Raw genomic sequence first — 22009 nt, 5'->3', positions numbered from 1 at the left:
GAAAGCGGGCGGGCGTCAGGCGCGGCGCGCCTCCTTGCTGCGGGCATTGCGCCGAACCGAGCGCCATTCGTTGAGAAAGAACAACAACATGGCGATCAGAAAAGTGATACCCCCTGCAATCTGGATAGGCAAGGTGTAGTCGACCCGGTACTGGCCCGTTTTGGGGTCGTAGACCGTGCACAGAATACGCACACGGTCCATCAGACTTTCCAACGCCAGGGAGGGCTCTACCGGCGTGCCGTTGAGCAGCAGCTTCAGGGGCTCTCCGATATCGCCAGGGCGAATGCTTTCCCCATACACCTGCCGCACGATGCGCCCCTGCGCATCGACCAGCGACACCTGCAGCACATGGTCAAAGCCGGCCGGAGTGGCTTCGTAGACAAAACCAAAATCGCGCGCGAGTGGCCCTACGGTGGTCATGGAGGGGCTCAAAAAATCCCAACTGGGCTGGTTGATGCGGTATTGGGCCGCAAACGCCTTGAGTGCCTGTGGCGAATCATCGGGCTGGTTGAATCCAATGCTCACCACATTGAACTGGTTGGGGCCAAAAGTCTTTTGCAAACCCTCCACCGTTTCCTGCAGCGAGCGCGTGGTGGTGGGGCACACCTGAAAGCACCCCGTGTAGATGAAACTCACCAGCAACGGCTTGCCCCGGTAGGAGGAAAGCCGAACCGGCCGCCCTTCACGGTTCAGCAAGACATGCTCACCCACTTCCCGTCCCAGCGCGGCCTGGCTGGTGCGCAAGGCCTGCTCACGGTCCAGTCCCAGATCAGATCCATGGGAGGACGCCTGCACGAAGGTCGGCGCCAGCAGACCCAGTGCGAGGCACAGCACGACCCCAGGCATCCTTGCAAAACGTACTGTGGCGCGCATCAGCATCCGTCCTGCGGGCCCTAGCGCATGAAAGCGTCAATGCACGCCGCCACGAGCAGCACACTGAGCTGGATCAGCGAGGCAAAGAACGAACCCATGGCGGTGGAGCGGCTGGGCTGGCGCACCAGAAGCCACGACTTGTGCACGAAGTGCAGGCCCCCAGCCAGTGCACCCACGGCATACACCGGCCCGGCACCAAACCCCAGGGGCAGCAGCGAAGCCACGAACAAGGCCACCGTGCTGCCCAGGACGATGCGCGCAGCACGCTCGGTGCCCACGACGACCGGCAGCATGGGCACGCCCGCGTCGGCATAGTCGGTCTTGTTGGCAATCGCCAGACTCCAGAAATGCGGCGGCGTCCACAAGAACAGCACCAGAGCCAGCAGCACGGGCAGCGGACCCAGGCCCGGATCGATGGCAGCAGCCCCGGCGAGCACTGCAAAGCTGCCCGCCAGACCACCGATCACAATATTGAGCGCCGTGCGCCGCTTGAGCCACAGGGTGTAGACCACCCCATAGAAAAAGGCACCCAGAAAGACATACAGCGCTGCCGCTGCATTGAGCACCAGCCAGGCTGCCGCCACAGCCCCTGCCAGCAGCACGGCCATGAGGACGAGCCAGGCAGGATGGTGGGGCAGTGCACCCGTGACAAACGCACGCTTGCGCGTGCGCGCCATCAGGCGATCACTCTCGTGCTCGACATACTGGTTGAACGCACCCGCGCTGGCGGATGCGACCAGCACCGACAGCGCCAGCACGAGCACCTGTGCCAGGCCAGGTGCCGGGCCTGGCGAGACCGCCATGCCCACAAGCGCCGTAATCATGATCAGCACACCGATGCGCAGCTTGAACAGCGAGATGACGTCGCGCGTCAACTGCGCTGCACTGCGCCCGGCGGGATGGAGCGTGGTGGTGTGCATGGCGCAGTGTCCCGTTTAGCTCAGGCCCCAGAGCTGGCCCAGGTACTTCCAGTTGATGAAGTAGTACAGCACGAAGGACACAAGGAAGAACATGGCCAGCACGAAGGTGCCAGGGGCCACGAACCCTGCCGAGCCGTAGGTTTGCGCGGCGGCGGTAGGCGCTGCGCGACCCACCGGGGTGAACTTGGGGCTCACGACGCCGGTATCGAGCTTCTTGCCCCACAGAATGGAGCCGACCGTGACATAGATGTAGATGCCGCCGCCCACGATGGCTGCAATACCCCCGATGCCGACCAGGCCCATCATCAGATACGCCGCGCCGGGCCATTCATAGGCCAGGGCTGCGCCGCTGAAGGCCATGTCCCAGTGCCGGCGGGACACACCCAGCGTACCGGCGCCCATCATCACGAGGCAGAAGAAGTACATCGAGAAGCCGAAGAGGTACGGCTGGATCTTGGCCAGACCGGGCGAGATCATCTCGCGGCGGAACAGCACCGGAATCAGGAAGTACGTCAGGGCCATGAAGGTTAGCGTGGTACCAATCACCACCGTGGCGTGGAAATGGCCTGGCACGTAGATGGTGTTGTGGATCAGCAGGTTGAGCTGTTCCGTGCCCATCATCACGCCGGAGATGCCGCCCAGGAAACCAAAGCCGACGAGCGATATGAACACACCCGAGAAAGCCGGGTTACCCCACGGTGCCTTGCGCAGCCACTCGAACAGGCCTTTGTTGTAGCCTTTGGCACGCTGCGCGACTTCCATGGCGCCCGGGATGGACAGCGCGTGGATCATCGAGGCCAGCACGGCGAAGTACATGAAGTAGCTGGTGTTCACCACTTTCCACTCGGTGCTGATGCCGGGGTCGGCCAGCAGGTGGTGGGCACTGGCGAGCTGCAGGAACAGGATGTACAGCAGGAAGGCGCCACGGCTCACGCGCTCAGACATGGGCTTGGCACCGAAGGCGATGGCCGCCACGGCGTACCAGATCGAAATGTGCGCTGCCACGTTGATCTGCTGCGACGAGTGGCCAAAGGCCCACCAGATGGTGCGATAGATCAGCGGATCCACTTCATTGACCAGACCAATGGCCATCAGGTAGGTGGGAATCAGGATGATGGCACCCGAAACGATGGTGAACACTGCAATGATGGCGGCCGTAATGGCGCCAAAGGTCACCAGGGGCACCGAGCCTTCGTAGGTTTTTTCGCGTTTGGCGACCACCAGCGTTCCAAAGAACACAAAGCAGGCCACCAGAGCACCCACGGCGAACAGGATGAGCCCCAGGTAAAACCAGGACGATGCCATCATGGGTACGTAGGACGTCATCATCACGCTGGAGCCACCCTGGAACACCGTGAGGTTGTTCATCACTGCGCCGATGAGCATCAGCGCAAAGCCTGCCCAGGCGATCTTGGGTGTGGCAATGCGGCATCGCAACAGCGTGGAAGAGGCGAAGTACAGGACCGCGACCTCGAAGAAGATGATCCAGAAGATCAGCATGTCGATGCCGTGGGCGGTGAGCACCATGTAGAAGGTGTCGGCCGCCAGCCAATGCACGGCAGGCCAACGGGTCAGCACCACGCCAATGGCCAGAAGGCCGCCCACGAGTAGCGCCACGACAGCGGCGACGGCGTTGGCGATCATCAGCTTTTCAGCCTGGGATTCGAATTGCAGGCCCGAACGCGGGCAGGTACGGTAAGTGGTTGCAGTCATGTCCTTGCTCCTGCTACTTCACGTACATGCGGCCCACCATGGTGTGGTGGTTGATACCGCAGAATTCGTTGCAGACAATGGAAAAAGTGCCGGACTCGTTGGGCGTGACCTTGATCACATGCTCATATCCCGGCACCACCTGGATGTTGATATTGGTGGGTTGCAGCGAGAAACCGTGGTTGTAGTCCAACGAGGTCAGGTGCAGCTTGTAGGATTTGTTTTTTTCCAATTCCAGAATCGGCCACCAGTTCCACAGGCGACCAATCAGGTAAATGTCACTGCCCTCAGGCGGGTGCACTACAGGAATGTTCTGGTCGGTTTCCGTACGAACGGTGTATTTGTCCACCATGGCCTGGGTCGAGACGGTGAACTTTTCCGGCGTGGTTTTGTAGGTCTCGGTCGCAAGGTTCTGCTTACCGTAGACGTGCCAGAAAACCATCATGAAAAACATGACCATGCACCAGATGAAGGCGATCACGATCCAGACGGCTTCGAGACGGTCCAGCGGGTGTTTCCACCACAACCGCTCTGAGGGGGGAAGAATGGCGCTCATGTGCGTTGCTCCCTTATTTAGCCACCGGAATGGTCAAAATATCGATAACGCCCCAGAGCGAATATACGATCATGGGAATCATCACACCTAAAAACAGCAATAGGAACGGGTTGTCCAATAGCTGTTGCATAAGCGGAACTTTTTCGCTCTCGTCGTCGTGCTGGCTCATGTCTTCTCCTTGGTAAAGCGGACAGTACCTGACATTTTTTATCGACTACTCCGACTTAAACATGATTTCAATCAATAGTTAAGAGGCCCCGGGTAAGGGTAAACGCTTGGTTTTTGAATATTCGGGTGCTTTTAATCGCAGTTTTCGTGCGCCATCCGGGTTTTCCCGTACTCTGATTTATTTCTTTCCAAATCGGCACCTGATTTCATTTGGTGCGTTTGTATCTCGCGCTGTTATGGTTTCTCACCACATGACCTCTTCTGATCAGCCCATCACAGCAGCTCCAGCAATTCGACGGCGACGGTTACTGCAGCGCATGGCCTGGGTCTGTGCCGCGCTGGTACTGGCCATCACCAGCCTGAGTGCGTATATCCGCCTGTCCAAAGCGGGCCTGGGCTGCGAGCCCTGGCCGCAGTGCTACGGGCAATCACTGCGCGCACAGCAGCAGGGCGAACCGCCCCTGCCAGCAGCGGATCCCGCCATCGCCAATGCACGGCTTGCGCACCGGGTCATTGCCTCGACGGCGCTGCTGCTTGTCCTGGTCATGGTGATGGCGGCGCTGGCGTCAAAGCCGGTGTTGTGGTCCCAGGGACGGCTGGCGCTGGGGCTGTTGGTGCTGGCACTGTTCCTGGCCGTGCTCGGGCGCTGGACGGCACAAGCCCGCATGCCTGCGGTCACCCTGGGCAACCTGCTGGGCGGGTTTGCCATGTTCGCCTTGAGCGTGCAGATGGCGCTGGCCAGCAACACCGTCACCGCACCGGGTGGCACGCCTTCGCGCCTGGCACGCTGGGCCTGGTGGGGCGCGGCCCTCCTGCTGGTGCAGGTGGCGCTGGGCGGGCTGGTCAGTGCCGGACAAGCCGGGCTGAGTTGCGCGGGCTTGACCGGCTGCGACCTGGATGCAGGCACCTGGGGCGCCTTCAACCCATGGCAGGAACCTCAGGTCGGTGCCGCATTGCCGCATAACCCGGCAGGAGCCTGGGTGCACCTGCTGCACCGCATGGGTGGACTGGTGGTCGTGGCGGTTTTGTTTCCGCTGGCGGTTGCGGCCTGGCGCAATGGGCTGCGCGCCGTCGCTCTATGGCTTCTGGCAGTGCTGGCACTACAGTGGGCACTGGGCGTGGCTTTGGTGACCCTGGGTCTCCCGCTGGGCGTGGCGCTGGCGCACAACATGGCGGCAGCGGTGTTGCTTGCCGTGCTGTTGAGCATTCCCGTGCTGGTGCGCCAGCACCCGCTGTCGCCTGCGTTGTGACGACGGCGCCGCGGCCGCCCACAATGCCGTATGGACTTTGCCCCATCCCCCCGCGCACAGGATCTGCACCAGCGCCTTGACGCCTTCGTGCGGCGTTACCTGTTGCCACACAACGCAGCATGGCACCGTTCTGTGCAGGACGGAGTCTTCCCTCCCCCCTTCCTCGATGACCTGAAGGCGCTGGCACGCGAAGAAGGGCTATGGAACCTGTTTTTGCCCGGCCTGCGCCCGCAGGACCCGGGCACGCGCCTGTCCAACCTGGACTATGCGCCCCTGGCCGAGTGCATGGGCCGCCTGCCGTGGGCATCAGAGGTCTTCAACTGCAGCGCACCCGACACCGGCAACATGGAATTGCTCCACCGTTTCGCGAGCGATGCGCAGCGGGCCCAATGGCTGCTTCCCCTGCTTCACGGCGAGATCCGCTCGGCGTTTGCGATGAGCGAGCCGGATGTCGCGTCGTCTGACCCCACCAACCTGCAGACGACCGTTCGGCGCGAGGGCGATGGCCTGGTGGTAAGCGGCCGCAAATGGTTCATTACCGGTGCGGCGCACCCGCACTGCAGGCTGCTGATTGTGATGTGCCGCAATGCCGAGGAAGACACCGACGAAGGCAACGGCGCCCACCGTCGCCACAGCATGGTGCTGGTGCCGCTCGATACCCCGGGCGTGCAGGTACTGCGCAATATTCCCGTGCTGCACCACCACGCTCCTGAAGGGCATTGCGAAATTCTGCTGCAGAGCGTTCGTGTACCGCAGGAATCATTGTTGGGCGAATGGGGAGCGGGTTTTGCGATGGCGCAGGCGCGCCTGGGGCCCGGGCGTGTGCACCATTGCATGCGCACGATTGGCCAGTGTGAGCTGGCCTTGCAACTGGCCGCCGAGCGCACGCTGGAGCGCCAGATGTTCGGCCGCTATGAATCTGAGTTTTCCAACGTGCAGGACTGGCTGGCCGAGTCGCGCATCGAGATCAACCAGGCGCGCTTGCTGGTGCTGCACACGGCCTGGCTGCTCGACCAGGGTAGCGCGGTGGACGCCGCGGCGACACGCGCCCAGGTCGCAGCCATCAAGGTCGTGGCCGCACGCCTGCAAAGCCGTGTGGTCGACCGTGCCATGCAGGTCTTTGGTGCCATGGGCCTCTCACCCGACACCCCGCTGGCGCAATTCTGGAGCTGGGGCCGGGCACTGCATCTGATGGATGGGCCGGATGAAGTGCATTTGCGCAGCGTGGCACGGCACGAAATCGCCCAGGCGCGGGCCCGGATGGGTGAAAGCGCCGCATGGTTTACGACGCCAGAGCAGATGCAGGCTGTGCCGCGGATTCGCTGATAAGCTATAATTTTTATAGCTTATGGCGCTTTACTGATAAGCTCTAAAGGCCATTTTTATATATAAGGCCGGTGCCCCACCACGGTTCGCGCTGTTTCCTCGTGTGCTTCGCCGTCGTACACCACCTGGTTGCGCCCTTTTTCCTTGGCGCGGTACAGGGCCTGGTCAGCACGCTCCAGGGTGCGTTCGACGGCTTCTCCCGGCTCGCCCAACGCCAGCCCTGCGGAAACCGTAACGCTGAGCGTGCGAGCGCCTACGGTCACCTCCATCGCCTCCACGCTGGTGCGCACCCGCTCCAGCAGATGGGCAGCGCCACGTGCGTCGGTGTCGTACAGCATCAGTATGAATTCCTCACCGCCCCAACGCGCCAGCACATCGGTGCTGCGCAAAACGCCTTGCACACAGGCCACAAACGCTCGTAGCACCTCGTCGCCTGCCGCGTGGCCATGGCGGTCATTGACCAGCTTGAAGTGGTCCAGATCCAGGAGCGCCAGCGCAAGCGGGCGGCGGCCGCGCTCGCAGCGCTGTCGCTCGGCCTCCATCAACTCGGTCATGCGGCGGCGGTTAATCAAACCCGTGAGTTCGTCGTGCGTCGCCAGGTGGCCGATCTGCTCGAGCGCTACGGTCAGTGCGTTCTTTTGCTCCGTCAGGCGACGCCGGATGTGCTGCATGCGGATGGCAATGAAAGTGCTTCCCACGAGCACCAGAAAGACCATCACGGCATAGGCCATCTCCACCCAGGGATTGCCCGCCAGACCCAGCCAGAACACCACGGCAATGGCAGCGCCAAAGCTCAGCAGTGCAAACAGCATATTGATGGTCATCTGCCGGATCGACATTCCGAAGATACCGAACATCAGAATCAGCGACAGAATGACCGGCGTGATGCCCCGCGCCTCGCCCAGGATGACATACCCCACCGCATTCGAAGCCAGGGCATAACGGATCTGAAACTGCGTCAGCGCTGGGTCGGGCAGTCGCAGCGACCAACCACTGCGGATCAACACCAGCACAGCGACCAGTACCGTCACGGTGACCAGTGTCCACCAGCGCACGCCGTCGGGGCGTGCCAGCCCGGCCAGTGCCAGGAAGTTGAGCAAGGCGGCGCAGGCCAACATCAAAAACGACGCTACAGCCGCCATAGACATGCGGATGCGCATGTGTGGATCGCTCCCCAGCACCCCATTGACCCACGCCTTGCAGCGGGCACCCAGACCCATGTTGTTGCCTTTCAACGACCCCCGGGCAGAAACGCCACCCGCACGTCCACGCTCCTCAGCCCATTCTAGGTGGCAGCGGCCTCTTTCTGGATGCGTATAGCCGCACACAGAACCCTGAACCCCCAACCCTGACGAACGCAAGGGCTTCCCAAAATGCTTGCCTATCAACAAATACATCTCTTAAGATAGTAATCAATTACTTACTATCAAACAAATCTGATCCATGTCCACCCGTGCCAAGCCCCTGCCTGCGGACGAGCGCCGCGCCGCCACCGTGGAGGCGGTCGTGCAACTGGCCGCCACGCAGAACCCCAGCGACATCACCACCAGCGCCATCGCCAGCCACATGCATTTGACGCAAGGCGCGCTGTTCCGGCACTTCCCCTCCAAGGACGCCATCTTGCAAGCCGTGATGGAGTGGGTGGCTGAGCAGTTGCTGGCCCGTGTGGAGCGGGCTGCACAAGATGCCCCCACGCCCCTGGCGGCGCTCGAAGCCATGTTTCTGGCCCACGCCGGTTTCATCGCCGAGCATCCTGGCGTACCGCGCATGATGTTTGGCGAACTCCAGCGCACTGGCGACAGCCTGCCACGGCGCATGGTGCGTACGCTGCTGGGGCGCTACGGCGAGCGCCTGCAGCAATTGTTCGCGCAGGGCAAGGCACAGGGCCAGATCGACCCCGATCTGGACACCGAAGCCGCAGCCACGCTGTTCATCGGCACCATCCAGGGCCTGGTCATGCAATCGATGCTGTCCGGCGACGTAGAACGCATCCGCCGCGATGCGCCGCGTGTGTTTGCCATTTACCAACGCGGTATTCGGAGCGTGCCATGAGCCGACTCCCCCTGCAACGCCGCACCCTGGCCCTATTGGCCGTGGTGGTGCCCCTCGCCGCTCTGTTTATTTATGTTGTGCTGCGCTCAGGCCCACTCGCCCCGGTGGCCGTCACTGTGGCCACGGCCCGGCAGCGCGCCATCACGCCCGCCCTGTTCGGCATTGGCACGGTGGAAGCGCGCACTACCTACCACGTGGGTCCCACAGTAGCCGGGCGCGTGCTGCGCCTGTCGGCGGAAGTGGGCGAGCGCGTCGCCGCAGGCCAGGTGCTGGGCGAAATGGATGCGGTGGATTTTGACGAACGCCTGCGCGCCCAGGCCGCCGCCGTGCAACGCGCCCAGGCCAGCCTGAAGGACGCACAGGCCCGCCAGCAGCAGGCACAGACCCAGGCCACGCGCTACGCCGAGTTGCTGGCCGTGCGTGCCACCAGCGAAGAGACCGCCACCGCGCGCCAGCAAGACTTGGCCAGCGCCAACGCCGCTCTGGCAGGTAGCCAGGCCGAGGTGGCGCGCCTGCGCGCCGAGCTGGAAGCCTTGCGCACGCAGCGTGGCCAACTGCGCCTGCGCGCCCCGGCGGACGCCCTGGTCACCGCCCGCCTGGCCGAGCCCGGCAGCACCGTGGTGCCAGGGCAGGCCGTCGTGGATTTGGTAGACCCAGCCAGCCTGTGGGTCAACGTGCGCTTTGACCAAACCAGTTCTGCGGGCCTGCGCGCCGGCCTGCCCGCCCAGGTGCTGCTGCGCTCGGACACTGGTACGCCGCTGGCCGCCCGTGTGCTGCGCGTCGAGCCTCTGGCCGATGCGGTGACCGAAGAGACGCTGGCCAAGGTGGTACTGGCCACCCTGCCCACGCCCTTGCCACCGCTGGGCACGCTGGCGGAAGTCACCATTACCCTGCCGGAACTCGCCGCCGCGCCCACCATTCCCAACGCCGCCCTGCGGCGCGTGGGCGGCAAGATGGGCGTATGGGAACTGGGCGCGGACGGCCTGCGCTTTGCCCCCCTGGTGCTGGGCCAGGCTGATCTGGACGGCCAGGTGCAGGTGCACAGCGGTTTGAAGGAAGGCGCGCGCATCGTTGTCTACAGCGAGAAAGAACTGAGCGCCCGCAGCAACACCCACGTAGTGGACCGCATCACCAAGGGGGCGCCGTGATCAGCCTGGCCGGCCGCGACATCCTCCATGCCTGGGGCAAGTTTGTCTTCACCGGCATTGGCCTGGGGCTGCTGATCGGCGTCACGCTCACCATGGCCGGGGTGTACCGCGGCATGGTGGACGACGGGCGCGCGCTGCTGGACAACAGCGGCGCCGACATCTGGGTGGTGCAGCAAGGCACGCTGGGGCCGTACGCCGAACCCTCGAGCCTGAACGACAGCACCTGGCGCAGCCTGCGGTCGTTGCCCGGCGTGCAGGACGCCGCCAACGTCACCTACCTCACCATGCAGGTGCAGCGCCTGGCGGGCAACACTGGCGCTGCGGGCGCCGCCGGGGCCGTCAGCGATGTGCGCGCCATGGTGATCGGCATCGCACCGGGCGGCAGCGGCACACCCGGCTGGCCGCCCTACCTGGTGGCGGGGAGACAAATTACGCGCAGCCACTACGAGGCCGTGGCCGACATCGCCAGCGGCCTGGCGCTGGGCGAGCGCATCCAGATCCGGCGCAATAGCTACACCGTGGTCGGGCTCACGCGGCGCATGGTGTCTTCGGGGGGCGACCCGATGGTGTTCATCCCGCTCAAGGATGCGCAGGCCGCGCAATTTCTGCGCGACAACGACGCTCTTTGGCAAAGCCGCCACCGCACCGCCGCCAACCCCGTATTCAACCGCCCCGGAGTACCCGGCCTGCTCGACGCAGTGATTGCCTCGCAAAGCAGCAACCCTTCGGTCAACGCCGTGCTGGTGCGGGTACGGGCCGGGCACGATGCGCAAGAGGTGGCGGATTCCATTCACCGCTGGCAGCGCCTCACAGCCACCACGCGCGCGCAGATGGACGGCATCCTGGTCGGCAAACTCATTGCCACCTCGGCCAAGCAGATTGGGATGTTCCTGGCCATTCTGGCGCTGGTCAGCGCGGCCATCGTGGCCTTCATCATCTACACGCTCACCCTGGGCAAGATCCGCGAGATCGCGGTGCTCAAACTCATCGGCACCAAGAACCGCACCATCGTCGGCATGATCGTGCAGCAGGCGCTGGGCCTGGGGTTGATCGGCTTCGTGGTGGGCAAGATCTCTGCCACGCTGATGGCGCCCGCCTTCCCCAAATACGTGCTGCTGGTGCCGCAGGACACCGCCGCCGGGCTGGCGGCCATTCTGGCCATCTGCGTGCTGGCCAGCGGCGTCGCCATCCGCGCCGCGCTGCGCGTCGATCCCGCCGAAGCGGTGGGAGGCTGACATGGCAGGTCGAGGGATTCTCATCGAAGGCGTGCGCAAGCGCTACGGGCAGGGCGATACCGCCGTGGACGCGCTCAAGGACGTCAACATGGTCGTCGCGCCGGGCGAGGTCGTCGGGCTGATCGGGCCATCCGGCTCGGGCAAAAGCACGCTGCTCAAATGCCTGGGCGCGGTGATCGAACCCAGCGCCGGGCGCATGACGCTGGGCGATGAAGTCATCTACGACAACGGCTGGAAGATTCGCGACCTGCGCGCGCTGCGGCGCGACCGCATCGGCTTCGTGTTCCAGGCGCCCTACCTGATTCCGTTTCTGGACGTGACCGACAACGTCGCCCTGCTGCCCATGCTGGCCGGGGTCCCCAACGGCCAGGCGCGCCAGCGGGCGCGCGAACTGCTCGATGCCCTCGACGTGGGCCACCGCGCCCGCGCCATGCCCGCGCAGCTGTCGGGCGGCGAACAGCAGCGCGTGGCCATTGCACGCGGCCTCGTCAACCGCCCGCCCGTGGTGCTGGCCGACGAGCCCACGGCGCCGCTCGACAGCGAACGCGCCATGGCGGTGATCCGCATCCTCAACGACATGGCGCAGCGGTTCGAGACCGCCGTGATCGTAGTCACGCACGACGAGAAGATCATTCCAACCTTCAAGCGGATTTACCACATCCGCGACGGCGTGACGCACGAGGAAGCGGGCGAAGGACGCGCACCATGAATTTGCAACATCTCCCGGAGGCCCCCCCTATGAATGCCCTTCTGCAACGCAATCCCTGGCTGCGCGGTGCCAGCGTGTTCGCTGTGCTCTTTGGCCTGCTGACCCTCAAAGAGGGCGGTACCGTGCTGTTCGGCGGCGAAGCCGCACGCACCGCTGCCGGGGCCTATGTGCCGTTTGTGCTCTGGTTCAACTTTCTGGCCGGTTTTGCCTACGTGGCCGCAGGCCTTGCGCTGTGGCGGCGCCTGGGCTGGGCAGCGTGGCTGGCGCTCTGCATTGGCCTGGCCAGCGCCCTGGTGTTTGCGGCTTTCGGAATCCATGTGCTGACGGGCGGCGCCTTTGAGATGCGCACCGTCGCCGCCATGGCACTGCGCACCGCGGTGTGGCTGGGCATCGGCGCCCTGGCTTTGCGCCTGCGGCCCGGCCGATCTGTCCGGCGGGAGGCCACGCCATGAAGACCCCTTTGCTGCACCGGCTGCCCGGCGGGCACCCTGCCTGGGCCCTGTTGCTGACTGCCCTGCTCACAGGCTGCGCGGCAGGCCCGGATTACCAAGCCCCTGGGCCCCTGGCAGACAACGCACTGCCGCACCCGGCCCCAGCCGTACAGAACAGCGCCAGCGAAACCGCTTTTGGCGCAGCGCAGACATGGCGCGCCGACATGGATCTGGAGGCGCCCTGGTGGCAGCAGCTCGGCTCCCCCGGTCTGGACGCGCTGATCGCCGAGGCCCTGCAGGCCAGCCCGACGCTGGCAGCGGCGCAGGCCCAACTGCGACAGGCGCAGGAGCTGCAAGGTGCGCAGGAGCGCGCCACGCAGCTACCACGCGTTGACCTTGGTGTGGGCAGTGGGCGCCAGCACATTTCGCCCAGCGCGCAGGGACTGCCGGGCGACGGGCGCACCTTCAGTCTGCACAGCGCCAGCGTGGGCGTGCAGTACCAGCTCGATCTTTCGGGCGGCAACCGGCGAGCCCTGGAAGCCCTGGCCGCACGCACCGACTACCGTCGCTACCAACTCGCCGGAGCCCGTCTGGACCTGGCTGCACGCCTGGCCAGCACCGCCATCACCCAGGCCCGCATCGCTGCCCAGGCTGAAGCCCTGGAGGCGATTGCACGCAACCAGGAGGCGCAAAGCGCCCTCGCCCGTGAGCGCGTGCGTCTGGGCCAAGCCATGCCTGCCGATGAGCAAGCATTGCAGGCCGCGCTGGAGCAAACCCGCGCGTCCATTCTGCAATTGCGCAAACAGGCGGTGCAAAGCGGCCACCTGCTGGCCGTGCTGGCCGGGCGCACGCCCGGCGAAGCACCGCTGCCCGCCTTCACCCTGCACGATTTCACGCTGCCCGCCGCGCTGCCGCAGGTGCTGCCCTCTGAACTGGTGCGCCAGCGTCCTGACATCCAGGCTGCCGAAGCACTGGTGCAGGCGGCCAGCGCAGACCACGGAGTGGCCGTGGCGCGCATGTACCCACAGCTTCGCCTCAGCGCCAGCCTGGGCAGCCAGGCACTGACCGCGGGCGCCCTGTTTGGCGGCGGCTCCGCCGTGTGGGGCTTGATTGCCCAGCTCACACAGCCCCTGTTCGACCCGGCCCTGCCAGCGCAGCAACGCGCCGCGCTGGCTGCACTGGACGCCGCTGCCGCGCAGTACCAGGCCGTGGTGCTCGACGCGCTGCGCAGCGTGGCCGATGCCCTGCACTCCGCCCAGGCGGATGCCCAGGTGCTCGGCGCCCTGGTGCGCGCCGATGCCGCCGCCCAGGCCAGCCTGCAGGCTACGCAACACCAACTCCACCTGGGCGCCGCCAGCTATCTGCAATGGCTGGTGGCCGAGCAGCAGGCTTTGCAACTGCGCAGCAGCCTGGTGGCCGCGCAGGCGCAGCGCCTGGCCGACAGCGCAGCGTTGTTTCAGGCCGTGGGAGCGGGCGGGCGCTTCGCTATGCCTATGTAATGGCCGGCGGGGGGAAACTGCGCTCGCTGCGCAAGCGCTCGAAATGGCGGCTGATATGGCCGCAGACGCCGTCGCACAGCACATCCACCGACGGGTCGGCGCGCCGGTACCAGGCGCTGTGACCGCGCATCTCGCGCTGCACCAGACCATGGCGCGTGAGCAAGGCCAGGTGGCGCGAAACATTGGCCATGCTGCAACCGCACAGCACGGCCAGCGCCCCCACTGTGTGCTCGCCTTCGCCCAGCCACTGCAACAGCTGCAGCCGCGTGGGTTCACCGAGCACCCGGAAGTACGCAGCCACCGTCTCCAGCGCCGCATCGGGCAGCTGGCCCATGCGGTCACCACTGGCAGGCGCAGCAATGGATTTCATGGCATTTAAAAACGGTCAAAAATCAACTTGTTGACTATTTAGTTAGTTGCGCAAATAATAGTCCAACACTTCCTGATTGACCAGACCCGCCTTGTAAAGCGGGGCGTGCGAAAGAGAACCATGCAGAAAATCCATCCCCTCATGAAAGCATTGGCTGTAGTGCTGGCACTGGTCGGCACGGCCAATGCGGCCAATGCGGCCGATGTGCAGACCGCTCCGGCGCAGGCGGCGGCCCTGCAGGGCCGCACCGGCTTTGACGGCGTGGTCGAGGCCGTGCGCCAGACGGTGGTGGCCGCGCAGATGCCCGGCGCCGTGGTGGAACTAAACGTCAAGGCGGGCGACACCGTCAAGGCGGGGCAATTGCTGCTGCGCATTGACGCCCGCGCCGCCGACCAAAGCGCCGCCGCCGTTGATGCCCAAGTGCAGGCGGCCCGTGCTTCGCTGGACGTGGCCACGCGGGAGTACGAACGGCAAAAACAGCTGTTCCAGAAGAAATACATCAGCCAGTCGGCACTCGACCAGGCCGAATCCGGCTACAAGGCCGCCCGCGCCCAGGTGGCGGCCCAGGCGGCACAGGCCGGCGCGGCACGCACCGGGGCGGCACTCAACATCGTGCGTGCGCCCTATGCCGGCGTCGTGGCCGAAGTGCCCGTGCAACTGGGCGACATGGCCATGCCGGGCCGCACCCTGCTCTCGCTCTACGACCCCAGCAGCCTGCGCGTGACGGCCGCCGTGCCGCAGTCGCTGGCACCGCGCGTGCAAGCAGACGCCGTGCGCGTGGAACTGCCCGGCCTGCCCGCCGCGCAACAGTGGCCCCAGGCCGCGCGCGTGCAGGTGCTGCCCACCATCGACGCCGCCACGCACACCGTGCAGGTGCGCGCCGAGTTGCCCGGTACCGTGCAAGGTGTGGTGCCCGGCATGTTTGCCCGCCTGTGGCTGCCAGCCGCTGGCGGCAGCGAGCAGGCCAAGAGCGTGACTGTGCCGGTCTCCGCCATCGTTCGCCGCGCCGAGATGACCGGCCTGTATGTGCAGGACGCCCATGGCAAAGCGCTGCTGCGCCAGGTGCGCCTGGGCCGGGTCGATGGCGACCGTGTGGAAGTGCTGACGGGCGTGGCGCCCGGCGAAGCGGTGGTGCTCGACCCGCAGTCCGCCACCCGCGCACGCTGAAAGGCCCGACATGCAAGAGCAGAAACACAAGAGCATGGGCATTTCGGGGCGCATTGCGGCGTTCTTCCAGAGCGCGCAAATCACGCCGCTGCTGGCGCTGGTGGCGCTGCTGCTGGGTGCCTTCGCCGTGATGGTGACGCCGCGCGAAGAAGAACCGCAGATCAACGTCACCATGGCCAACGTGCTGATTCCGTTCCCCGGCGCCAGTGTGCGCGACGTGGAGCAAATGGTCGCCATTCCAGCCGAGCAGGTGCTCTCGCAAATCACCGGCGCCGAGCATGTGATGTCGCTCTCGCACCCCGGCATGGCCATTCTCACGGTGCAGTTCAAGGTGGGTGTGCCGCGCACCGAGGCGCTGGTGCGCCTGTACGACACCGTCAACTCCAACGCCGACTGGCTGCCCCAGGGCCTGGGCGTGATGGCCCCCATCATCAAGCCCAAGGGCATTGACGATGTGCCCATCGTTTCACTCACGCTGTTCAGCGACCAGCCGGACACCGGCGCCTTTGACCTCGAGCGCGTGGCGCACAGCGTGGAAGCCGATTTGAAGCGCGTGCCCGGCACGCGCGAAGTCACCACCATCGGCGGCCCCGGCCGCGCCGTCATGGTGGAACTGGACCCCGCCCGCATGGCGGGGATGGGCGTCACCGTGGCCGACCTGCGCATGGCGCTGAAATCGGCCAACCTGGGCCTGCCCGTGGGCGAATTGCTGGGCGGCAACCGCTCCGTGGCCATCGAGTCCGGCCCCTTCCTGCAAGGTGCCAATGACGTGGCCGACCTGGTGGTCGGCGTGCGCAGTGGCAAGCCCGTGTTCCTGCGCGAAGTGGCCCAGGTGCGGGACGGCGCGCCGCCGCCCAGCCGCTATGTGTGGCATGGCACGGCGGGCGAGAAGGCGGCAGAGTATCCGGCTGTCACCATCGCCATCACCAAGAAGCCCGGCGAGAACGCCATCGACGTGGCCAATGCCGTGATGACACGGGTCGAAGCGCTGAAGAACACCGTGATTCCCGCTGCGGTGCAGGTGGCCGAAACGCGCAACTACGGCGCCACCGCCAACGACAAAGCGCAAAAACTGATCCAGAAGCTGCTGTTCGCCACCGCGTCGGTCGTGGCGCTGGTGTTCATCGCCCTGGGGCGGCGCGAGGCGGCCATCGTCGGCACGGCCGTGGTGCTTACACTCACCGCCACGCTGTTTGCGTCCTGGGCCTGGGGCTTCACGCTCAACCGGGTGTCGCTGTTTGCACTCATTTTCTCCATCGGCATCCTGGTGGACGACGCCATCGTGGTGGTCGAGAACATCCACCGCCACCAGAAGCTCGAACCCGGCAAGACGCTGGCGCAGATCATTCCCGGCGCGGTGGACGAAGTGGGTGGCCCGACCATCCTCGCCACCTTCACCGTGATTGCCGCGTTGCTGCCCATGGCGTTTGTCTCGGGGCTGATGGGCCCGTACATGAGTCCCATCCCGATCAACGCCAGCATGGGCATGCTGCTGTCGCTGGCGATTGCCTTTGTCGTCACGCCCTGGCTGGCGCGCCTGTGGATGAAGGCGCACCACGGCGAAGCCGAGCAAGGCCACGCCCAGCCTTCGGGCATGGCGCGGCACATCACGCCACTGTTCACGCGCATCTTCACGCCATTGCTGGATGAGCAACGCGGCGGGCGCAACCGCGGTTTTCTGGGCCTGGGCGTGGCGCTGCTGATCGCCATCTCTGTGGCACTGCCTGCCACCGGTCTGGTGCTGCTCAAGATGCTGCCCTTTGACAACAAGTCCGAATTCCAGGTGGTCGTGGACATGCCCGCGGGTACGCCGGTCGAGCGCACCGCCACGCTGATGCACGAGCTGGGCGCATACCTTGCAACAGTGCCCGAAGTGACCGATTACCAGGCCTACGCAGGCACCGCCGCACCGATCAACTTCAACGGCCTGGTGCGCCAGTACTACCTGCGCGCCGGGGGCGCGGTGGGTGATATCCAGGTCAACCTGGTGGACAAACACGAGCGCCACGACCAGAGCCACGCCATTGCCACGCGCGTGCGCTCGCCGCTGCAGGAAATTGCCAAACGCTTTGGCGGCAACGTGAAGGTGGTGGAAGTGCCGCCCGGCCCGCCCGTGCTCTCGCCCATCGTGGCCGAAATCTATGGCCCCGACGCGCAGGGCCGCCGCCAGGTGGCCAAGGCGGTGCGCAGCGTGTTCGACAAGGCCGAAGGCCTGGTGGACGTGGACGACAGCAGCATTGCCGACGCCCCGCGCACCCTGCTGCTGGTCGACCGGCGCAAGGCCGCCATGCTGGGCGTGCCGCAGCAGGCCATCGTGACCACACTGCGCGCCGGGCTGGCCGGCGAAGCAACGGCCTATGTGCACGACCAAAGCAAATACCCTGCCGCTGCCACGCTGCAGCTGCCGCCGCAGGATCAGGGCAACCTGGCTGCGCTGCTGCAGCTCACGGTGCGTTCGGCCAGCGGTGCGCTGGTGCCGATCCGCGAACTGGTCACCGTGAGCGACACGCTGCGTGAGCAGCCGATCCACCACAAGGATTTGCTGCCCGTGAATTACGTCGTGGCCGACATGGCGGGCAAGGTGGACAGCCCGCTCTACGGCATGTTTGCCATGCGCGGCGACATCGCCCAATTGCCCATGCCCGACGGTGGCACGCTGGAGGAATACTTCATCCACCAGCCGCAGGACGCCTGGCGCGGCTACGCCCTCAAGTGGGACGGCGAGTGGCAGATCACCTACGAGACCTTCCGCGACATGGGCGCCGCCTACGCCGTGGGCCTGATCCTGATCTACCTGCTGGTGGTGGCGCAGTTTGGCAGCTACCTCACGCCGCTGATCATCATGGCGCCCATCCCGCTGACCATCATCGGTGTGATGCCCGGCCACGCGCTGCTGGGCGCGCAGTACACCGCCACCAGCATGATCGGCATGATCGCGCTGGCCGGCATCATCGTGCGCAACTCCATCTTGCTGGTGGACTTTATCAACCTGCAGGTGCGAAGCGGCATGGACTTCAAGCAGGCCATCGTTAACGCGGCCATCACACGCGCGCAGCCCATCGTGCTGACCGGGCTGGCCGCCATGCTGGGCGCCTTCTTCATCCTGGACGACCCGATCTTCAACGGGCTGGCGATCTCGCTGATCTTTGGCATCGCCGTCTCCACCGTGCTCACGCTGGTGGTGATTCCCACCCTGTACTACGCGGCCTACCGCAAGCGCCTGGGCGCGCTGGCACGGGATGAAGAACTATCAACTTCATAGCTATTAGCGCTTACTCCATAAGCGCTGGATGCCATTTTTATTGAAAATCATGACCACCAGCTACCTGACCCTAACGCAAGAAACCTCGGCCCAGATCGCGCAGCTGCGTGCCGACATCCCCGACACCCTGCGCGGCTTCTCCGCCATGGCCCAGGCGGCCGGCAAGGACGGCGTGCTTGACAAGAAAACCAAGGAGCTGATTGCCCTCGCCCTCTCGGTGGGCGCGCGCTGCGACCCCTGCGTGGGCTACCACGCCCAGGCGCTCGTCCAACTCGGTGCCACCCGCGAAGAAGTCGCAGAAACGATGGGCATGGCCGTCTACATGGGTGGCGGGCCATCGCTGATGTACGCCGCCAAGGCCACGGCCGCCTTTGAAGAATTCAGCACCCTGGCTGTAAAGGCCACGGCATGAGCTGCAACAGGGCAATGCTGAACAAGTCAGCCACGCGTCGCGCATCCGTGGATCGGGCGGTCTGCGGCGCGCGCCATCGCGGGATCTTGTCCAGTATTGCCCTTGCTGGGCGCGGCACGGCGCAAATTTTGTGCGCTGGCTGCAATCCCTGCTGACCCGTGGGAGATAACACCATGCACCACTTCATTCGCCTTCTCCTCCTCGCCGCCGCCTGCGCCACACCAACTGCCTGGGCCACTGATTTGCTGCAGGCCTGGCAGGCCGCACAGCAAAACGACCGCGAGCTGGCCGTGGCCCGCGCCGCGCACGGTACGGCGCAACCGCAGCGCGACCAGGCCGCGGCGCTGTGGCGCCCCGGCGTCGCGTTGACCGCATCGGCGGGCCTGGCGACCAACGAAAACGAGATGCGCGGCGCGCAGTTCTCGGCACCGGGCCTGGGCCAGTCCAACGGCGTGAACTTCGCCACCTCGGTGACGGGCGGCACCGCCACCCGCTGGGCACTGCAGGCCAGCCAGCCGCTCATCAACCCGGTGCGCAGCGCACAGCAGCAACAGCTCGGCCTGCAGGCCGACATGACCGACCTGCAATGGCAGGCCGCAAGCCAAGCCACCATGCTGCGCACCGCACAGCGCTATTTCGACGTGGCTGTGGCGCAGGAGGCTTTGCAGGTGCTTGACCGCCAGCTACAAGCCGTGCAAAAGGCCAGCACCGAGGCCCTGGACCGCTACGAACTGGGCAGCCTGCCCATTACCGACACCCACGAAGCCCGCGCGCGCCTGGCGGGCCTGCGCGCCCAGCGCCTGGCCGCCCAAACCGACCTCGACGTGAAACGCCGCCTGCTGGCCGACAGCACCGGCCTGCCCGGCAGCAGCCTGGCGGTGCAACTGCCGGGCAACATCGAGGCCACAGCGCCCCGCGACCTGACGGCCTGGCAAAGCGATGCCGAGGCCAACAACCCGTCCCTGCGCATGCAGGCCCTGGCGCTGGACATCGCCAAGGCCGAGGCCCAAAAACACAGCCTGCGCGCCGCCACCACGGTGGACCTGGTGGCCCAGGCCGGGCAGGACCGCCTGCACGGCAGCGGCGACTTCGGCAGCGCCCGCAACAAGAGCGTGAACGCCATGGTGGGCGTGCAGATCAATGTACCGCTTTACACCGGCGGCTGGCGCAGTGCCAAGCAAGACGAAGCCCTGGCGCTGCAAGCCAAGGCCGAGGCGCAGGTGCAAAGCACGCGCGAGCAGGTGGCGCAGCAGGTGCACAGCGCCTGGCTGGGCCTGTCCGTGGGTGCAGGCCGGGTGCAGGCGCTGGGCGAGGCGCTGGCCGCCAGCGAAGCGCGCCTGGATGCCACCCGGCTCGGCCACGAGGTGGGCCACCGCACCTTGCTCGACGTGCTGAACGCCGAAAACGACGCCGCCGCCGCACGCCTGGCCCTGGCGCAGGCGCGCACCGGTTTGCTGCTCGACCGCCTGCGCCTGGCCGCGCTGGCCGGGCAGCTTGATGAAGACACGCTGCACAGCGCCAACCAAGTGTTGACACGCGCACCCTGACGAGAAGAAGAAAGAACCCAGGTTTCAGCCACCCCGCCGGAGAACCCGGCACCACCCCAGGAGACAAGCATGGCCCATATCGTGATTCTCGGCGCAGGCACCGGCGGCATGCCGGCGGCCTATGAGCTGCGCGCCAAAATCGACAAGTCGCACAAGATCACCGTGATCAACGCGGTGGACTACTTCCAGTTCGTGCCATCGAACCCCTGGGTGGCCGTGGGCTGGCGAGAACGCGGGGACACCACCATTCCGATCCGCCCCTACCTGGAGAAAAAGGGCATCGATTTCATTGCCCAGCGCGTGGACCGCATCGACGCCGAGGTCAACCAGTTGACGCTGGAGGGCGGTGCGCAGGTGGCTTACGACTACCTCATCATCACCACCGGCCCCAAGCTGGCTTTTGATGAAGTGCCGGGCGCCGGCCCCGGCGGCTTCACGCACTCCATCTGCACCGTGGACCATGCCGAGAAGACCTGGGCCGATTACCAGGCGTTCATCCAAGACCCCGGCCCGGCCATCATCGGCGCCATGCCGGCGGCCTCGTGCTTCGGTCCGGCCTATGAATTCGCCTTCATCTTCAACAAGGACCTGCAGCGCCGCAAACTGCGCAACAAGGTGCCGCTGACCTTCATCACCGCCGAGCCCTACATCGGCCACATGGGCCTGGGCGGCGTGGGCGACTCCAAGGGCATGCTCGAGAGCGACCTGCGCAACAACGACATCAAGTGGATCTGCAACGCCAAGGTCACCAAGGTGGAGGCGGGCAAGATGTTCGTTACCGAGCTGGGCGAAGACGGCCAGGTGAAAAAGGAGCACGAGCTGCCCTTCAAGTTCAGCATGATGCTGCCCGCCTTCAAGGGCGTGGACGCCGTGGCCCAGGTCGAAGGCCTGTGCAACCCGCGCGGCTTTGTGCTGATCGACGAGTTCCAGCGCAGCAAGAAGTACCGCAACATCTTCTCGGCCGGCGTGTGCGTCGCCATCCCGCCCGTCGAAGTGACGCCCGTGCCCACCGGCGCGCCCAAGACCGGCTACATGATCGAGAGCATGATCACGGCCATCGTGCACAACATTGCCGCTGAAATCGAAGGCAAGCCTGCCGACGCCAAAGGCACCTGGAACGCCATCTGCCTGGCCGACATGGGCGACACCGGCGCCGCCTTCGTGGCGCTGCCGCAAATCCCGCCGCGCAACGTCAACTGGTTCAAGAAGGGCAAATGGGTGCACCTGGCCAAGGTGGCGTTTGAAAAGTACTTCATGTACAAGATGAAGAACGGCACCTCAGAGCCCCTGTACGAGAAGCATGTGCTCAAGGCGCTGGGCATCGAGCGGCTGGAAAAGTAGCGCATTCACTATTGATTTAATAGCTGATAGCGC

20 protein-coding genes are annotated in these 22009 nt (G+C 65.4%); 13 read left to right on the top strand and 7 right to left on the bottom strand.

Annotation, left to right across the window (positions count from 1 at the left end; translation table 11 throughout):
* Nucleotides 1-15: 15 nt before the first annotated feature.
* From C8D04_RS15470 to C8D04_RS18755, 5 genes are read right to left on the bottom strand one after another with little or no spacing between them, the layout of a single operon-like run.
* Nucleotides 16-873: an SCO family protein gene (locus tag C8D04_RS15470; RefSeq protein WP_233521196.1), complete on the bottom strand. Its 858-nt coding sequence runs from the start codon at nt 871-873 to the stop codon at nt 16-18.
* Nucleotides 874-893: 20 nt separating this feature from the next.
* Nucleotides 894-1793, bottom strand: a complete 900-nt coding sequence (cyoE, locus tag C8D04_RS15465; RefSeq protein WP_116005657.1) for a heme o synthase — start codon at nt 1791-1793, stop codon at nt 894-896.
* 15 nt (nt 1794-1808) lie between these two features.
* Nucleotides 1809-3506 (bottom strand): cbb3-type cytochrome c oxidase subunit I, encoded by a 1698-nt coding sequence (locus tag C8D04_RS15460; protein ID WP_116005656.1) that lies wholly within the window; start codon nt 3504-3506, stop codon nt 1809-1811.
* 13 nt (nt 3507-3519) lie between these two features.
* On the bottom strand, nt 3520-4059 hold the full coding sequence (locus C8D04_RS15455) for a cytochrome C oxidase subunit II (RefSeq protein ID WP_116005655.1): 540 nt from the start codon (nt 4057-4059) through the stop codon (nt 3520-3522).
* A gap of 13 nt (nt 4060-4072) precedes the next feature.
* Nucleotides 4073-4228: a hypothetical protein gene (locus tag C8D04_RS18755; RefSeq protein WP_165829140.1), complete on the bottom strand. Its 156-nt coding sequence runs from the start codon at nt 4226-4228 to the stop codon at nt 4073-4075.
* Nucleotides 4229-4478: 250 nt separating this feature from the next.
* Here C8D04_RS18755 and C8D04_RS15450 point away from each other — a divergent pair, with 250 nt between their 5' ends.
* On the top strand, nt 4479-5477 hold the full coding sequence (locus tag C8D04_RS15450; protein ID WP_243405764.1) for a COX15/CtaA family protein: 999 nt from the start codon (nt 4479-4481) through the stop codon (nt 5475-5477).
* Nucleotides 5478-5507: 30 nt separating this feature from the next.
* A complete protein-coding gene (locus C8D04_RS15445) occupies nt 5508-6803 on the top strand; it encodes an acyl-CoA dehydrogenase family protein (protein WP_116005653.1) in 1296 nt (431 codons plus the stop codon).
* 56 nt (nt 6804-6859) lie between these two features.
* Here C8D04_RS15445 and C8D04_RS15440 read toward each other — a convergent pair whose 3' ends face one another.
* Nucleotides 6860-8023 carry a GGDEF domain-containing protein gene (locus tag C8D04_RS15440; protein ID WP_233521195.1) on the bottom strand — a complete coding sequence of 388 codons (1164 nt, stop codon included), beginning with the start codon at nt 8021-8023 and terminating at the stop codon, nt 6860-6862.
* A gap of 223 nt (nt 8024-8246) precedes the next feature.
* Here C8D04_RS15440 and C8D04_RS15435 point away from each other — a divergent pair, with 223 nt between their 5' ends.
* From C8D04_RS15435 to C8D04_RS15410, 6 genes are read left to right on the top strand one after another with little or no spacing between them, the layout of a single operon-like run.
* On the top strand, nt 8247-8855 hold the full coding sequence (locus C8D04_RS15435) for a TetR/AcrR family transcriptional regulator (RefSeq protein ID WP_116005652.1): 609 nt from the start codon (nt 8247-8249) through the stop codon (nt 8853-8855).
* A complete protein-coding gene (locus C8D04_RS15430) occupies nt 8852-10003 on the top strand; it encodes an efflux RND transporter periplasmic adaptor subunit (RefSeq protein WP_116005651.1) in 1152 nt (383 codons plus the stop codon). The genes C8D04_RS15435 and C8D04_RS15430 overlap by 4 nt, the downstream gene beginning before the upstream one ends.
* Entirely contained in the window at nt 10000-11238 is a 1239-nt protein-coding gene (locus C8D04_RS15425) for an ABC transporter permease (RefSeq protein ID WP_116005650.1), read from the top strand. Before C8D04_RS15430 ends, C8D04_RS15425 begins: the two co-directional genes overlap by 4 nt.
* Before the next feature lies 1 nt (nt 11239).
* On the top strand, nt 11240-11947 hold the full coding sequence (locus C8D04_RS15420) for an ABC transporter ATP-binding protein (protein WP_116005649.1): 708 nt from the start codon (nt 11240-11242) through the stop codon (nt 11945-11947).
* 29 nt (nt 11948-11976) lie between these two features.
* Nucleotides 11977-12399: a hypothetical protein gene (locus C8D04_RS15415; RefSeq protein ID WP_116005648.1), complete on the top strand. Its 423-nt coding sequence runs from the start codon at nt 11977-11979 to the stop codon at nt 12397-12399.
* Entirely contained in the window at nt 12396-13877 is a 1482-nt protein-coding gene (locus C8D04_RS15410) for an efflux transporter outer membrane subunit (protein WP_116005647.1), read from the top strand. The genes C8D04_RS15415 and C8D04_RS15410 overlap by 4 nt, the downstream gene beginning before the upstream one ends.
* Here the strand turns inward: C8D04_RS15410 and C8D04_RS15405 are convergent.
* On the bottom strand, nt 13870-14211 hold the full coding sequence (locus tag C8D04_RS15405; protein ID WP_116006224.1) for a metalloregulator ArsR/SmtB family transcription factor: 342 nt from the start codon (nt 14209-14211) through the stop codon (nt 13870-13872). The genes C8D04_RS15410 and C8D04_RS15405 overlap by 8 nt on opposite strands.
* A gap of 177 nt (nt 14212-14388) precedes the next feature.
* On the opposite strand from C8D04_RS15405, the gene C8D04_RS15400 reads away from it, so the two are divergent.
* The 5 genes from C8D04_RS15400 to C8D04_RS15380 all read left to right on the top strand — a co-directional run bounded on the left by C8D04_RS15400 (nt 14389) and on the right by C8D04_RS15380 (nt 21976).
* Entirely contained in the window at nt 14389-15414 is a 1026-nt protein-coding gene (locus C8D04_RS15400) for an efflux RND transporter periplasmic adaptor subunit (RefSeq protein WP_243405763.1), read from the top strand.
* Between the two features lie 10 nt (nt 15415-15424).
* Nucleotides 15425-18676 (top strand): efflux RND transporter permease subunit, encoded by a 3252-nt coding sequence (locus C8D04_RS15395; RefSeq protein ID WP_116005645.1) that lies wholly within the window; start codon nt 15425-15427, stop codon nt 18674-18676.
* Nucleotides 18677-18725: 49 nt separating this feature from the next.
* Nucleotides 18726-19088: a carboxymuconolactone decarboxylase family protein gene (locus C8D04_RS15390; protein ID WP_116005644.1), complete on the top strand. Its 363-nt coding sequence runs from the start codon at nt 18726-18728 to the stop codon at nt 19086-19088.
* 173 nt (nt 19089-19261) lie between these two features.
* Nucleotides 19262-20635 (top strand): TolC family protein, encoded by a 1374-nt coding sequence (locus C8D04_RS15385; protein WP_116005643.1) that lies wholly within the window; start codon nt 19262-19264, stop codon nt 20633-20635.
* A 69-nt stretch (nt 20636-20704) separates the two neighbouring features.
* Nucleotides 20705-21976, top strand: a complete 1272-nt coding sequence (locus tag C8D04_RS15380) for an FAD/NAD(P)-binding oxidoreductase (RefSeq protein ID WP_116005642.1) — start codon at nt 20705-20707, stop codon at nt 21974-21976.
* The last annotated feature ends 33 nt before the right edge of the window (nt 21977-22009 follow it).

Origin of the sequence: Simplicispira sp. 125, from assembly GCF_003096555.1 — a bacterium.
Taxonomy (GTDB): Bacteria; Pseudomonadota; Gammaproteobacteria; order Burkholderiales; family Burkholderiaceae_C; genus Simplicispira.
This window is presented reverse-complemented; position numbering and strand designations above follow the sequence as displayed.

What these genes read in the sequence shown, in the direction of transcription:
- C8D04_RS15440 (WP_233521195.1), bottom strand. Translation starts at nt 8,023, where the DNA reads ATGGGTCTGGGTGCCCGCTGCAAGGCGTGGGTCAATGGGGTGCTGGGG.
- C8D04_RS15405 (WP_116006224.1), bottom strand. Translation starts at nt 14,211, where the DNA reads ATGGGCCAGCTGCCCGATGCGGCGCTGGAGACGGTGGCTGCGTACTTC.
- cyoE (WP_116005657.1), bottom strand. Translation starts at nt 1,793, where the DNA reads ATGCACACCACCACGCTCCATCCCGCCGGGCGCAGTGCAGCGCAGTTG.
- C8D04_RS15385 (WP_116005643.1), top strand. Translation starts at nt 19,262, where the DNA reads ATGCACCACTTCATTCGCCTTCTCCTCCTCGCCGCCGCCTGCGCCACA.
- C8D04_RS15410 (WP_116005647.1), top strand. Translation starts at nt 12,396, where the DNA reads ATGAAGACCCCTTTGCTGCACCGGCTGCCCGGCGGGCACCCTGCCTGG.
- C8D04_RS15400 (WP_243405763.1), top strand. Translation starts at nt 14,389, where the DNA reads ATGAAAGCATTGGCTGTAGTGCTGGCACTGGTCGGCACGGCCAATGCG.
- C8D04_RS15420 (WP_116005649.1), top strand. Translation starts at nt 11,240, where the DNA reads ATGGCAGGTCGAGGGATTCTCATCGAAGGCGTGCGCAAGCGCTACGGG.
- C8D04_RS15430 (WP_116005651.1), top strand. Translation starts at nt 8,852, where the DNA reads ATGAGCCGACTCCCCCTGCAACGCCGCACCCTGGCCCTATTGGCCGTG.
- C8D04_RS15435 (WP_116005652.1), top strand. Translation starts at nt 8,247, where the DNA reads ATGTCCACCCGTGCCAAGCCCCTGCCTGCGGACGAGCGCCGCGCCGCC.
- C8D04_RS15470 (WP_233521196.1), bottom strand. Translation starts at nt 873, where the DNA reads ATGCGCGCCACAGTACGTTTTGCAAGGATGCCTGGGGTCGTGCTGTGC.
- C8D04_RS15450 (WP_243405764.1), top strand. Translation starts at nt 4,479, where the DNA reads ATGACCTCTTCTGATCAGCCCATCACAGCAGCTCCAGCAATTCGACGG.
- C8D04_RS15380 (WP_116005642.1), top strand. Translation starts at nt 20,705, where the DNA reads ATGGCCCATATCGTGATTCTCGGCGCAGGCACCGGCGGCATGCCGGCG.
- C8D04_RS15390 (WP_116005644.1), top strand. Translation starts at nt 18,726, where the DNA reads ATGACCACCAGCTACCTGACCCTAACGCAAGAAACCTCGGCCCAGATC.
- C8D04_RS18755 (WP_165829140.1), bottom strand. Translation starts at nt 4,228, where the DNA reads ATGAGCCAGCACGACGACGAGAGCGAAAAAGTTCCGCTTATGCAACAG.
- C8D04_RS15415 (WP_116005648.1), top strand. Translation starts at nt 11,977, where the DNA reads ATGAATGCCCTTCTGCAACGCAATCCCTGGCTGCGCGGTGCCAGCGTG.
- C8D04_RS15455 (WP_116005655.1), bottom strand. Translation starts at nt 4,059, where the DNA reads ATGAGCGCCATTCTTCCCCCCTCAGAGCGGTTGTGGTGGAAACACCCG.
- C8D04_RS15460 (WP_116005656.1), bottom strand. Translation starts at nt 3,506, where the DNA reads ATGACTGCAACCACTTACCGTACCTGCCCGCGTTCGGGCCTGCAATTC.
- C8D04_RS15395 (WP_116005645.1), top strand. Translation starts at nt 15,425, where the DNA reads ATGCAAGAGCAGAAACACAAGAGCATGGGCATTTCGGGGCGCATTGCG.
- C8D04_RS15445 (WP_116005653.1), top strand. Translation starts at nt 5,508, where the DNA reads ATGGACTTTGCCCCATCCCCCCGCGCACAGGATCTGCACCAGCGCCTT.